The 13,434-nt window shown below is 56.5% G+C and carries 13 protein-coding genes; 9 read left to right on the top strand and 4 right to left on the bottom strand.

What is annotated here, in order from left to right; genetic code table 11:
* The first annotated feature begins 12 nt into the window (after positions 1–12).
* The 6 genes from dnaB (at position 13) to B3X29_RS11450 (ending at position 5,841) form a co-directional block, all read left to right on the top strand.
* A complete protein-coding gene (dnaB, locus tag B3X29_RS11475) occupies positions 13–1,425 on the top strand; it encodes a replicative DNA helicase (RefSeq protein WP_103177851.1) in 1,413 nt (470 codons plus the stop codon).
* A gap of 31 nt (positions 1,426–1,456) precedes the next feature.
* A complete protein-coding gene (gene alr, locus B3X29_RS11470; RefSeq protein WP_159340267.1) occupies positions 1,457–2,536 on the top strand; it encodes an alanine racemase in 1,080 nt (359 codons plus the stop codon).
* 319 nt (positions 2,537–2,855) lie between these two features.
* On the top strand, positions 2,856–4,049 hold the full coding sequence (gene tyrB / locus B3X29_RS11465) for an aromatic amino acid transaminase (protein WP_159340266.1): 1,194 nt from the start codon (positions 2,856–2,858) through the stop codon (positions 4,047–4,049).
* Positions 4,050–4,243: 194 nt separating this feature from the next.
* Positions 4,244–4,954 (top strand): acid phosphatase AphA, encoded by a 711-nt coding sequence (aphA, locus tag B3X29_RS11460; RefSeq protein ID WP_159340279.1) that lies wholly within the window; start codon positions 4,244–4,246, stop codon positions 4,952–4,954.
* A gap of 114 nt (positions 4,955–5,068) precedes the next feature.
* Positions 5,069–5,485 carry a secondary thiamine-phosphate synthase enzyme YjbQ gene (locus B3X29_RS11455; RefSeq protein WP_103177855.1) on the top strand — a complete coding sequence of 139 codons (417 nt, stop codon included), beginning with the start codon at positions 5,069–5,071 and terminating at the stop codon, positions 5,483–5,485.
* A 2-nt stretch (positions 5,486–5,487) separates the two neighbouring features.
* Positions 5,488–5,841, top strand: coding sequence for an MmcQ/YjbR family DNA-binding protein (locus B3X29_RS11450; RefSeq protein ID WP_103177856.1), 354 nt, complete (start codon positions 5,488–5,490; stop codon positions 5,839–5,841).
* Here the strand turns inward: B3X29_RS11450 and uvrA are convergent, their stop codons facing one another.
* Positions 5,842–8,667 carry an excinuclease ABC subunit UvrA gene (uvrA, locus tag B3X29_RS11445; RefSeq protein WP_159340265.1) on the bottom strand — a complete coding sequence of 942 codons (2,826 nt, stop codon included), beginning with the start codon at positions 8,665–8,667 and terminating at the stop codon, positions 5,842–5,844.
* A 251-nt stretch (positions 8,668–8,918) separates the two neighbouring features.
* Here uvrA and ssb1 point away from each other — a divergent pair, with 251 nt between their 5' ends.
* Positions 8,919–9,446 carry a single-stranded DNA-binding protein SSB1 gene (gene ssb1, locus B3X29_RS11440; protein ID WP_103177858.1) on the top strand — a complete coding sequence of 176 codons (528 nt, stop codon included), beginning with the start codon at positions 8,919–8,921 and terminating at the stop codon, positions 9,444–9,446.
* A 71-nt stretch (positions 9,447–9,517) separates the two neighbouring features.
* Here ssb1 and B3X29_RS11435 read toward each other — a convergent pair whose 3' ends face one another.
* Complete coding sequence (locus tag B3X29_RS11435) at positions 9,518–10,411, bottom strand: LysR family transcriptional regulator (protein WP_159340264.1); 894 nt, start codon at positions 10,409–10,411, stop codon at positions 9,518–9,520.
* Between the two features lie 98 nt (positions 10,412–10,509).
* Here B3X29_RS11435 and B3X29_RS11430 point away from each other — a divergent pair, with 98 nt between their 5' ends.
* Both B3X29_RS11430 and B3X29_RS11425 read left to right on the top strand, forming a co-directional pair.
* Positions 10,510–11,232 carry an SDR family oxidoreductase gene (locus tag B3X29_RS11430; protein WP_159340263.1) on the top strand — a complete coding sequence of 241 codons (723 nt, stop codon included), beginning with the start codon at positions 10,510–10,512 and terminating at the stop codon, positions 11,230–11,232.
* 210 nt (positions 11,233–11,442) lie between these two features.
* A complete protein-coding gene (locus tag B3X29_RS11425; RefSeq protein ID WP_159340262.1) occupies positions 11,443–11,652 on the top strand; it encodes a DUF1471 domain-containing protein in 210 nt (69 codons plus the stop codon).
* Between the two features lie 52 nt (positions 11,653–11,704).
* Here the strand turns inward: B3X29_RS11425 and B3X29_RS11420 are convergent, their stop codons facing one another.
* The gene (locus B3X29_RS11420) at positions 11,705–12,451 is read right to left on the bottom strand and encodes an SDR family oxidoreductase (RefSeq protein ID WP_156653728.1); all 747 of its coding nucleotides are present in this window, start codon (positions 12,449–12,451) and stop codon (positions 11,705–11,707) included.
* Between the two features lie 101 nt (positions 12,452–12,552).
* Positions 12,553–13,434: a helix-turn-helix domain-containing protein gene (locus B3X29_RS11415; protein WP_103177863.1), complete on the bottom strand. Its 882-nt coding sequence runs from the start codon at positions 13,432–13,434 to the stop codon at positions 12,553–12,555.

Here is a 13,434-nt window from a genome sequence, read left to right as displayed (position 1 = left end):
ACTCCATTCACTATGGCAGGAAACAAACCCTTCAACAAACAGACTGAACCCCGGGAACGCGATCCCCAGTTAGCCGGATTAAAGGTCCCGCCTCACTCGATCGAAGCGGAACAGTCGGTGTTGGGCGGTTTAATGCTGGATAACGAACGCTGGGACGATGTCGCCGAGCGCGTGGTCACTGACGATTTCTACACCCGCCCGCACCGCCATATCTTTACCGAAATGGCGCGTTTGCAGGAGTCAGGCAGCCCTATCGACCTGATCACGCTCGCGGAATCGCTGGAGCGTCAGGGGCAGCTGGAGTCGGTAGGCGGCTTCGCTTATCTGGCTGAACTGTCAAAAAACACCCCAAGCGCGGCGAACATCAGCGCCTATGCGGACATCGTGCGTGAACGTGCGGTGGTACGTGACATGATTTCCGTTGCCAACGAAATCGCCGAAGCTGGTTTCGATCCGCAGGGGCGTAACAGTGATGAACTGCTCGACCTGGCCGAATCCCGGGTCTTTAAAATTGCCGAAAGCCGGGCCAATAAAGACGAAGGGCCGAAGAACATCGCCGACGTGCTTGATGCCACCGTGTCGCGTATTGAGCAGCTGTTCCAGCAGCCGCACGATGGGGTGACGGGCGTTAACACGGGTTATGACGATTTGAATAAAAAGACGGCCGGTTTGCAGCCGTCGGATCTGATTATCGTCGCCGCCCGTCCGTCGATGGGTAAGACGACCTTTGCGATGAACCTCGTCGAAAACGCGGCGATGTTGCAGGATAAACCGGTGTTAATCTTCAGTCTGGAGATGCCCTCCGAGCAGATCATGATGCGTTCTCTGGCCTCGCTGTCCCGCGTGGACCAGACCCGGATTCGTACCGGGCAGCTGGACGATGAGGACTGGGCGCGGATCTCCGGCACCATGGGTATTCTGCTGGAAAAACGTAATATCTATATTGATGACTCCTCCGGCCTGACGCCAACGGAAGTGCGCTCCCGTGCGCGCCGTATCGCCCGCGAGCACGGCGGCATTGGCCTGATCATGATCGACTACCTCCAGCTGATGCGCGTCCCGTCGCTCTCTGATAACCGAACGCTTGAGATCGCCGAAATCTCCCGCTCGCTGAAAGCGCTGGCGAAAGAGTTGCAGGTGCCAGTGGTTGCGCTGTCGCAGCTTAACCGCTCCCTGGAGCAGCGTGCCGACAAACGTCCTGTTAACTCCGACCTGCGTGAATCCGGCTCTATCGAGCAGGATGCCGACTTAATCATGTTCATCTATCGTGACGAGGTTTATCACGAGAACAGCGACCTGAAAGGGATCGCGGAAATTATTATCGGTAAGCAGCGTAACGGCCCCATCGGTACGGTGCGGCTTACCTTTAACGGCCAGTGGTCGCGTTTCGACAACTATGCTGGCCCGCAATACGATGACGAATAACTCTCCGACCTTCTTTTAACAAGGATTTGCAATGCAAGCGGCAACAGTTGTCATTAACCGCCGCGCTCTGCGACACAACCTGCAACGCCTGCGTGAACTGGCGCCCGCCAGCAAGCTCGTTGCAGTCGTGAAAGCGAACGCTTACGGACACGGTCTTATTGAGACCGCGCGAACGCTCCCTGATGCCGACGCCTTTGGCGTCGCCCGTCTCGAAGAAGCCCTGCGTCTGCGCGAAGGGGGGATCACCCAGCCGATTCTGCTGCTCGAAGGCTTCTTTAACGCCGCCGATCTCCCGACTATCACCACGCAACGGCTGCATACCGCCGTACACAATCTTGAGCAGCTCGAAGCGCTGGAAAACACGGTGCTCAGCGAGCCCGTCACCGTTTGGATGAAGCTCGACACCGGCATGCACCGTCTGGGCGTGCGTCCGGAGCAGGCGGAGGCGTTTTACCAGCGCTTAAGCCAGTGCAGGAATGTACGTCAGCCGGTCAATATCGTCAGCCATTTTGCCCGCGCCGATGAGCCTGACTGTGGTGCCACCGAGCAGCAGCTCGATATCTTCAACACCTTCTGCGAAGGCAAGCCGGGCATGCGCTCGATTGCGGCATCCGGCGGTATTTTGCTCTGGCCGCAGTCTCATTTCGACTGGGCACGTCCAGGCATAATCCTGTACGGCGTCTCGCCGCTGGAGGGTAAGCCCTGGGGGCCGGACCTCGGTTTTCAGCCGGTAATGTCGCTCACCTCCAGCCTGATTGCGGTGCGTGAGCACAAAGCCGGGGAGCCGGTCGGCTACGGCGGGACCTGGATCAGCGAGCGCGACACCCGTTTAGGCGTGGTGGCGATGGGCTACGGCGACGGCTATCCGCGCGCGGCGCCATCCGGGACGCCAGTGCTGGTGAATGGCCGGGAAGTGACCATCGTTGGCCGTGTGGCGATGGATATGATCTGCGTCGACCTCGGGCCAGAGGCCCTGGAGAAAGCGGGCGATCCGGTGACGCTGTGGGGTGAAGGTTTGCCCGTGGAGCGGATCGCGGAAATCACGAAAGTAAGTGCTTACGAACTTATCACGCGACTGACGTCGCGCCTGGCGATGCGATACCTGGATTGAGCGTGACTTTGCTTGTAGGGATGAGAGAGCGCCAGTAATTTTCGCCCGGGTCGCCAGGGTGGTGGCGATGGAGCCACCCTGGCACGTTCACCGGTTCAGATGTATCAGAGAAGCAAGGAACGTAAGGTGAACGGAACCACCACCTGAGTCGCAGGTTCCCCCTCATCCTCAGGTTGAAGAAGCCGACTGTGCCCGTTTTTTATGAAGTGCCACGCAACGTGTCGACCATACCCCATCTTCATTAACATCCTCTCGATCTTCTTCCACTTCCGGTTTATTGTTGAATTCCCTGCCTCATTATTATCCGGAGAACCATCGCGTGTTCCAGAAAGTCGACGCCTATGCTGGCGACCCTATCCTCTCCTTAATGGAGCGTTTCAAAGACGATCCGCGTGGCGATAAAGTTAACCTCAGTATCGGTCTTTACTACAACGAAGCGGGCATCATCCCGCAGCTGCAGGCCGTTGCCAAAGCCGAAGCGCGTCTGAACGCCACGCCACACGGTGCGTCGCTCTATCTGCCGATGGAAGGGCTTAACAGCTACCGTCACACCATCGCCCCGCTGCTGTTTGGCGCAGACCATCCGGTGCTGGCACAGAATCGTGTTGCAACCATCCAGACGCTGGGCGGGTCAGGCGCGCTGAAGGTCGGTGCCGACTTCCTGCACAAATATTTTCCGGAGTCGGGTGTCTGGGTGAGCGATCCGACCTGGGAAAACCATGTCGCCATCTTTGAAGGCGCGGGCTTCACGGTGAATACCTATCCGTGGTTCGACGACCAGACTAACGGCGTACGCGTTGGCGCCTTGCTGGAAAAACTGAGCACCCTGCCGGAACGCAGCATCGTGCTGCTGCATCCATGCTGCCATAACCCGACCGGTGCCGATCTGACGAATGCGCAGTGGGATGCGGTTATCGAGGTGCTGAAAGCCCGCAACCTGATCCCGTTCCTCGACATCGCCTACCAGGGCTTTGGCGCCGGGATGGAAGAGGATGCTTACGCCATCCGCGCCATTGCCAGCGCAGGTCTGCCGGCGCTGGTCAGCAACTCCTTCTCCAAAATCTTCTCGCTGTATGGCGAACGTGTCGGCGGTCTGTCTGTGGTCTGCGAAGATCAGGATGCAGCCGGGCGCGTGCTGGGCCAGCTGAAGGCGACCGTGCGTCGTATCTACTCCAGCCCACCAAACTTTGGGGCGCAGGTGGTGGCGACCGTGCTCGGCGATGACGAACTCAAAGCCGAGTGGCTGGCAGAGGTGGAAGCGATGCGTACCCGCATTCTCGCCATGCGTCAGACGCTGGTGGATGTGCTGAAGGATGCCGTTCCGGGGCACAACTTCGACTACCTGCTACAGCAGCGCGGCATGTTCAGCTATACCGGCTTCAGCGCACAGCAGGTAGACCGCCTGCGCGACGAGTTCGGCGTCTATCTGATTGCCAGTGGACGCATGTGCGTTGCAGGCCTGAATAGCGGCAACGTTCAGCGTGTGGCGAAGGCCTTTGCCGCTGTAATGTAAGCACTTACTCACGACCTCCTTCTTTAGCGAAGGGGGTCGTTAAGAAGTACAGCCGCGCTTTGTGATATCCCTCTTTCTATTGCGACGGAGAGAGAAATTCTCCTTTCCTTCCCCTCCCGCTGCGGTTATTTTCGATGGGGCTTTTGACCATCTGCTCAAAAATAAAACAACAATCTGAATATTCTGGGGAAAAAATGCGCAAGATCCTACTGGCGCTCAGCGCTGCCTGCTTATTGCTCTCGCTCAGCAACCCAGCCGTGGCTCGCCCCTCTTCACCTCCACCGTTATATCCAGGCACAACCGCCGCCAGATTGGCTGAGCAGGCGCCCGTCCACTGGGTTTCCGTCGCGCAAATTGAAAAAAGTCTGCTCGGGCGTCCACCCATGTCGGTGGGGTTTGATATTGATGACACCGTCCTGTTTTCCAGCCCTGGTTTCTGGCGGGGTAAAAAAAACTGGTCTCCGGAGAGCGATGAGTACCTGAAAAATCCGGCATTCTGGGAGCAGATGAATAACGGCTGGGATGCGTTCAGCATTCCCAAAGAGGTGGCGCGGGCGCTGATCGCCATGCACCTGAAGCGCGGCGACAACATCTGGTTTATTACCGGGCGTCATTTCACTAAAACCGAAACGGTCACGAAAACCTTGCAGGACGCCTTTCTGATACCCGCCGTATCTATGAATCCGGTGATTTTTATTGGCGGAAAGGGGGAGAGGACCAAAACGCCGTGCATTGCCCAGAAACAGATTAAGATTTACTACGGCGACGCGGATAGCGACATCAACGCGGCGCGTGAAGCGGGTGCCAGGGGGATTCGGGTTTTGCGGGCGTCGAACTCCACCCAAAAACCGCTGCCTCAGGCGGGAGACTTTGGGGAAGAGGTGATCGTTAACTCAGAATATTGAGTCTCTTTTGGCGCAGGAAAGAACACTTTTTAAGCAGATTTACCTGCTGCGGGTTTTACCTTTCGTCGTATTGCTGCACACTTAGAGGGATCAACCTGTAAAACGGAGCAGCACATGTGGTATCAGCAAACCCTGACCCTGCGCGCCAGGTCTCGCGGTTTTCACCTGGTGACGGATGAGGTCATCGGTCAGATTCGCGATCTTCCCCGCATCAACGTGGGTTTACTTCATCTGTTGCTGCAACACACGTCAGCCTCTCTCACTCTTAACGAGAACTGCGATCCCACCGTCCGTTCCGATATGGAGCAGCATTTTCTCAAATCCATTCCCGATAATGCCCGCTGGGAACACGATGACGAGGGGCCAGACGACATGCCTTCCCATATTAAATCCTCCACGCTAGGCGTCTCTTTACTGCTGCCGGTCAATCATGGCCGTCTGCAGCTGGGCACCTGGCAGGGGATCTGGCTGGGAGAACATCGTATCCACGGCGGTTCGCGCAAAATCATCGCCACGCTACAAGGGGAATAAAGATGACAATTTCGGAGATACTTCAGTACTGCATGAATAAGCCGGGTGCGGAGCAAAGCGTGCACAGCGACTGGAAGGCAACCCAGATCAAAGTCGCCGACGTGCTGTTTGCGATGGTGAAAGATGTGGAGGGGCGTCCGGCGGCCTCGTTAAAAACCAGCCCTGAACTGGCGGAACTGTTGCGCCAGCAGCACAGCGACGTGCGTCCCAGCAAGCACCTGAATAAAGCGCACTGGAGCACGGTCTATCTGGACGGGTCGATTCCTGATTCGCAGATTTATTACCTGGTGGATGCCTCTTACACGCAGGCGGTGGAACTGCTGCCGGAGATGACCCGGCAGCAGCTGTCAGTATAACTACTTCAGAAGCGGTTTAAGGAAGCGGGCGGTGTGCGAGGCTTCGCACTCCGCGACGGTTTCCGGGGTGCCGGAAACCAGTATTTCACCGCCGCCGCTACCGCCTTCCGGACCGAGATCGACAATCCAGTCCGCGGTTTTAATCACGTCCAGGTTGTGCTCAATCACCACGATGGTGTTGCCCTGATCTCTGAGCTGGTGCAGCACGTCGAGAAGCTGCTGGATATCGGCAAAGTGCAGACCGGTGGTCGGCTCATCCAGAATGTAGAGCGTCTGTCCGGTGCCGCGTTTGGAGAGTTCACGCGCCAGCTTCACGCGCTGCGCCTCCCCGCCCGAGAGGGTAGTTGCTGACTGGCCCAGACGAATGTAGGTCAGACCAACATCCATCAGGGTCTGGAGCTTACGCGCCAGCGCCGGAACGGCATCAAAGAACTCGCGCGCCTCTTCGATGGTCATATCCAGCACTTCGTGGATGGTCTTGCCTTTATATTTGATCTCCAGCGTTTCGCGGTTATAGCGTTTGCCTTTGCACTGGTCGCACGGCACGTAGATATCCGGCAGGAAGTGCATCTCAACTTTGATCACCCCATCGCCCTGACAGGCTTCGCAGCGCCCGCCGCGCACGTTAAAGCTGAAGCGGCCCGGCGTGTAGCCGCGTGAGCGCGATTCCGGCACGCCGGCAAAGAGTTCACGTACCGGCGTGAAGACACCGGTATAGGTCGCCGGGTTAGAGCGCGGGGTACGACCAATCGGGCTCTGGTCGATATCGATCACCTTGTCGAAGTGCTCAAGCCCGGTGATGTCACGGTACGGCGCGGGCTCTGCCAGCGTTGCACCGTTCAGCTGAGTCTGCGCAATCGGGAACAGCGTGTCGTTAATCAGCGTCGATTTACCGGAACCTGACACCCCGGTAATGCAGGTGAACAGGCCGACCGGCAGGGTGAGCGTCACGTCTTTCAGGTTGTTGCCGCGAGCGCCGGTGAGCTTCAGTACTTTTTCCGGGTTGGCAGGCACGCGCTGTTTTGGCACCTCAATCTTGCGTTGACCGCTCATGTACTGGCCGGTCAGGGACTCCGGCACCGCCATGATGGCGTCCAGCGGCCCTTCCGCCACTACCTGGCCGCCGTGGACACCCGCGCCCGGCCCGATGTCGATCACGTGGTCGGCGGCGCGGATGGCATCTTCATCATGCTCGACCACAATCACCGTGTTGCCGAGGTTACGCAGGTGGATCAGGGTGCCAAGCAGACGTTCGTTGTCACGCTGGTGCAGGCCGATAGAGGGCTCATCCAGTACGTACATGACGCCCACTAAGCCCGCACCAATCTGGCTCGCCAGACGGATACGCTGGGCCTCGCCGCCGGAGAGCGTCTCTGCGGAGCGGGAAAGCGTCAGGTAGTTGAGGCCAACGTTCACCAGGAATTTCAGACGATCGCCAATCTCTTTCAGCACTTTCTCGGCGATTTTCGCCCGCTGGCCGGAGAGCTTCAGGTTGGTGAAGAAGTCCATCGCATGACCGATGCTCATGTCTGAGATGGCCGGCAGCGGCGTGTTTTCCACATACACATGGCGCGCTTCACGACGCAGACGGGTGCCGTCACAGGTGGCGCAGGAGCGGTTGCTGATGAACTTCGCCAGCTCTTCACGCACGGCGCTGGATTCGGTCTCTTTGTAGCGGCGCTCCATATTGTGCAGCACGCCTTCAAACGGATGGCGACGCACCGAGGTATCGCCGCGATCGTTCATGTATTTGAACTCGATGTTCTCTTTACCGGAACCGAACAGGATCACTTTGTGCACGTTCGGGCTCAGGCTGCCCCACGGCGCTTCAACGTCAAATTTATAGTGCTCTGCCAGCGACTTCAGCATCTGGAAATAGTAGAAGTTACGCTTATCCCAGCCGCGGATGGCGCCGCCAGCCAGCGACAGTTCGGGATTCTGGATCACCCGATCGGGATCGAAGTACTGCTGTACGCCCAGGCCATCACAGGTCGGGCAGGCGCCCGCCGGGTTGTTGAACGAGAACAGACGCGGTTCCAGCTCGCGCATGCTATAGCCGCACACCGGGCAGGCGAAATTGGCGGAGAAGAGCAGCTCCTCCGCTTTCGGGTCGTCCATATCGGCAACTACCGCCGTACCGCCGGAGAGATCCAGTGCGGTCTCGAACGACTCCGCCAGGCGCTGGGTCATATCGTCACGCACCTTAAAGCGGTCGATCACCACCTCTATAGTGTGTTTCTTTTGCAGTTCCAGCTTCGGTGGATCGGAGAGATCGCACACTTCCCCGTCGATACGGGCGCGGATATAGCCCTGGCTTGCCAGGTTTTCCAGCGTTTTGGTGTGTTCGCCCTTACGCTCTTTAATGATTGGCGCAAGCAGCATCAGGCGTCTGCCTTCCGGCTGCGCCAGCACGTTGTCCACCATCTGGCTGACGGTCTGCGCCGCCAGCGGGACATCGTGATCCGGACAACGCGGCTCGCCTACGCGGGCATAGAGCAGACGCAGGTAGTCATGGATTTCGGTGATGGTCCCGACGGTGGAACGCGGGTTGTGGGAGGTCGACTTCTGCTCAATAGAGATGGCAGGCGACAACCCTTCAATATGGTCGACGTCCGGTTTTTCCATCAGCGACAGGAACTGACGCGCATAGGCAGAGAGCGACTCAACGTAACGACGCTGACCTTCGGCATACAGGGTGTCGAAAGCCAGAGAGGATTTGCCTGAGCCTGAAAGCCCGGTGACGACAATCAGCTTGTCGCGAGGGATGACGAGGTTGATATTCTTGAGATTGTGGGTGCGGGCGCCCCGTACTTCGATCTTATCCATTCACCTTTCCCGGTAGGTAGATACACGGAATGCCTGGTTTGTTTGAAGGACAACCGGCATAAACGATTAATTATGACACAAATTGACCTGGCTGGATATACAGTATTGAGATGCAAATTCAGATTCGTTGTGCAAAAATAGACCACGAAAAGAGTTGGGTGGAATCCGCCTCGCAGCTATGAACATGCGGCATGGAAATGGTACACTCGCGCGTTTACACTATTTAGAAATTGTTTTCAGGAGACACGATCATGGCCAGCAGAGGCGTAAACAAGGTGATTCTCGTCGGTAATCTGGGCCAGGACCCGGAAGTACGCTATATGCCGAGTGGTGGTGCAGTGGCCAACATTACGCTGGCTACCTCCGAATCCTGGCGTGATAAAGCGACCGGTGAGATGAAAGAGCAGACCGAATGGCACCGCGTCGTGCTGTTTGGCAAACTGGCCGAGGTGGCCGGTGAGTATCTGCGTAAAGGTTCTCAGGTCTATATCGAAGGCCAGCTGCGTACCCGCAAATGGACCGATCAGTCTGGCCAGGAAAAATACACCACTGAAGTGGTGGTGAACGTTGGCGGTACCATGCAGATGCTGGGTGGCCGTCAGGGCGGTGGCGCGCCAGCAGGCGGCGGCCAGCAGCAGCAGGGCGGTTGGGGTCAGCCTCAGCAGCCGCAGGGCGGCAACCAGTTCAGCGGCGGCGCACAGTCCCGTCCGCAGCAGCCATCTGCGCCAGCGCAGTCCAACGAACCGCCAATGGACTTCGATGACGACATCCCGTTCTGATCTCTTGCAGAACGAAATAAAAACCCTGCCTGGCAGGGTTTTTTTATACCTGAGGGTCAGGAAAGGGTGAGTTACGGCTGTCGCCACTGCCTGATATGCTCGATCAGGGCACGCAGTTTTGGCGCCATATTGCGACGTTGCGGAAAATAAAGATAAAACCCTGCAAATTCAGGCAGGTAATCATCCAGTATGGATACAAGCTGCCCACTTTCAATATAGGGCCTGAATGTCTCCTGAGGAGCAAAAGTGATGCCGCCGCCGGCAAGGGCGATGTTCAGCATAAGACGCAGATCGTTAGTGGTGATCTGCGGATCGATGGCCACATCGAAAGGGACGCCTGCCTCCTCAAATTCCCAGCGATAGGGTGCTACATCCGGGGAAGGGCGCCAGCCGATACAGCGATGGCGAACCAGCTCCCGGGGATGTCGGGGGGCGCTGTTGGCCGCCAGCCAGGAGGGCGATGCAACCACCATTTCCCGCTGCGGCCCCGTCAGAGGCACGGCGATCATATCTTTTTCGATAACCTCTCCCAGCCTCACGCCGGCATCATAGCCCGCCGCCACGATATCGAACTCCTCATCCGACACCAGAATATCAATAGTCACACCCGGATTCGCTGCCGCAAAGGAGGCGAGCAAGGGGCCAGAAAGAAACTCTTCGGCTATTGATGTTACCGCAATCCGCAGAAGCCCGCGCGGCGCGCTGTCCGGGGCGATCTCTTCAAAGGCCGCTTCGATATTTGCTAAAGGCAAAGATAAGGCGTTACGCAGCCGCTCGCCTGCTTCGGTCAGGTTTACCGAACGCGTTGTGCGCATGACAAGCAGGGTTTCGAAAGCATCCTCAAGACGCCTTATACCCTGGCTGACTGCCGACCGGGTGACGCCAAGGCGTGCGGCGGCCGCGCTGAAGCTGTGCTCCTCGGCGACCGCGAGAAAAAGAGGCAGGAGATTAAGATCGACCTTCATTGTTTAGATCTGCTAACCAGTGAGTCAAGTGATAGCAGGATACAAGAAACAATCTAAGGGTTCTATTATCTTCCTGAACTCAACTGAAGGAGCACATCATGAATAAAGTTATCTTAATCACGGGCGCATCCAGCGGTATTGGTGAAGGTATTGCCAGAGAGCTTGGGTATGCTGGCGGGAAGGTATTGCTGGGGGCACGCAGGCTGGATCGCATAGAAGCCATTGCGGCAGAGATCCGCAATACGGGCGGCCAGGCTGAAGCCCATGAGCTGGATGTTACCAGCCGTCAGTCGATGGCTGGCTTCGTCCAGGCGGCAGTCGAAAAGTGGGGGCGCGTTGACGTTTTAATCAACAACGCAGGCATTATGCCGCTTTCACCCCTTGCGGCGGGGAAACAGGATGAATGGGAACGTACCGTTGACGTTAATATTAAAGGTGTTCTCTGGGGAATTGGGGCGGTACTTCCCATTATGGAGGCGCAGGGCAGCGGTCAGATTATCAATATTGGCTCTATCGGTGCCCTTTCCGTTGTGCCAACGGCCGCCGTCTATTGCGCCACAAAATTTGCAGTACGGGCAATTTCGGATGGTTTACGCCAGGAAAGCTCGAATATCCGCGTAACCTGCGTTAATCCCGGCGTGGTAGAAAGCGAACTGGCTTCGACCATCACCCACAAAGAAACCATGGCGGCGATGGACGCCTATCGTGCCATTTCGCTCAAACCCGCTGATATTGCCCGCGCCGTGCGGCAGGTTATTGAGGCACCCGAAAATGTTGATACCACCGAAATAACCATCAGGCCTACTGCGTCAGCAAATTAAAGCTGAATATTGTACGCGTTTCGCTATTAACAGGGCCTGATAAATAAGCGTGATGAAAAAATAACGCTGGTCTTGAGTAAATTCGTCCCATTTGTTTACGGCAGATTTAATTCTGTTAAAAAACGTTCGCTGAAATCAGGTGGGGATAGTATTTCCGTTTCGCTGGAAAGCTATCCAGCCGTATACCGATCCGATTAAAGGAGATCAGACATGAAAAATATGACTGGCTTAATGGCAGGTATTGCTTTATCTGTGATGTCATTCTGTAGTGTGGCACAGACAGTAAGCGCAGTTGACTCCACTCTGGATGGCGCGGAAGCAAAAATAGCGGTCCAGGCGCAAAAGGCTGGTGCGTCATATAAAATCACCAGTGCGCGCTTTAATAATAAGGCTTACGTAACGGCTGAACTGACCAAATAAATTTGCATAAGCATTGCAAAAAAAAGCTGCCCGGCGGGCAGCTTTTTTTGTTTTACCATGGCTGTTCGGTGGGCATAATAAATAGCTCTGCCACGTCCACATGGTCCGGCGCCTGTAACGCGTAGAGAATAGCGTCAGCGATATCGGCAGACTTCAGAAATGTCATCTGCTCTTTTAACTGCTCCATCCGGGCGCGGTAATTCTCGTCACTGATATGCTCAAATAACTCGCTTTCAACCGCGCCAGGCTGTAGCGAGGTAACACGGATATTGAATTCAGGCGATATCTCCATGCGCAAAATATCGCTGAAGGCCGCTACCGCGTGTTTGGTCGCACAGTAGACACCCAGTCCCGGAAAAGTTTTACGCCCGGCGATCGAGGAGGTATTGATAATATGTCCTGATTTCTGGGCCTGCATAACAGGGAGTACCGCTGCGACGGTATTAAACAGGCCCTTAATGTTGACGTCTACCATACGATGCCATTCTTCAAGTTTAAGGCTGGCGATGTCCGAAATGGGCATCAGCCCGGCATTGTTAAAGGCGATATCAATGCGGCCATAGGTTTTGTGCAACGTCGCCACGCCTGCAGATACGGAGGCCTGGTCTGTCACATCCATTTCCAGCGCGATGGCTTTACCGCCAGCAGCCTCAATTTCGCTGACCAGAGCCTGCAGGCGATCCAGGCGGCGCGCGGCGAGGCCAACTTTAACGCCATGTGCGGCTAATTTTTTGGCGGTAGCAGCACCGATGCCGCTTGATGCCCCGGTCACGATGGCGGTTTTACCGTTGAGTTCCATAATTGATCCTCTTGTGAATGGATTTCAGCGCTTCAGAAAGAACCTCTGAAGTACGGAACAATCATGTCTCTTTCACCCGGTCTCTTCGCGCGGCGGATTGCTCAAACTGTCGTGATTTTGCTACGACGATAATCGCTACGATATTTTGAAGGCGATATGCCGGTTACCCGGCGAAATGCTGAGGCAAAATGGCTGGGGCTGTTGTAACCCACGGTCAGGGAGATACTGATAATGGAATCATCTGTTTCGGAAAGCAGGCGACGCGCCTCTTCCATCCGCAGTCGGATAAAATAGTGGGAAGGCGAAAGCCCGGTAGACTGCTTAAAGACGCGGCTGAAGTGAAATTCGCTCAGTCCGGTCAGACAGGCCAACCGCGCCAGGTCAAAGGGCTGAGCCAGATCGTCACGCATCGCCTTAAAGACCCGGTGTAATTTAAACGCCTGCAGGCCGCCGCGATGCCGCTTCGCATCGGTCCGGTAAGTACGTGCCAGATGGACCGCCAGCGCCTGGGCGATACCCTGAATAAACGGGCCGCTGGGTTGATTTTGCTGGTAAAGCTCCGCGCGTATATGTTCCAGCAAAGCGGACAGCGTTTCGTCCCGCTCTCCGGAGACTTCGCGCAATTCAACGCCCTGCATCATGGCTACGCCAATATAGACGTGCATTACGATGAACGGCGCGCCTGGCTCGGCTCGCCATCTCATTTCGGTGGGCGAATCTGCCGTAGTGAGAAAAAAATCCCCTGCGACAACGGGGTTTGCTATCCACCCTTCTCCCGGGGAGCGTTCTTCAACCAGGGCACAGCCTGAAAGTATCCACACAATGAAGGGCTCCGGCACGGCGGGAATAATAATCTTTTCCTGGACCTGGCGACGCGTCAGGATTTGGACAAATACATCCCGGGAGGAGAGCGCCCGGTGTTCCTTCTGCAACTCCCCGGGAATGTATTCTTCGAATGTCTCTGCGGAAGTACGCTGGGTCAT

Origin of the sequence: Leclercia sp. UBA5076 (genome assembly GCF_002416465.1) — a bacterium.
GTDB lineage: Bacteria > Pseudomonadota > Gammaproteobacteria > Enterobacterales > Enterobacteriaceae > Enterobacter.
Note: the sequence above shows the minus strand (reverse complement) of the source record. Positions and strands in the feature narration are given on the sequence as shown.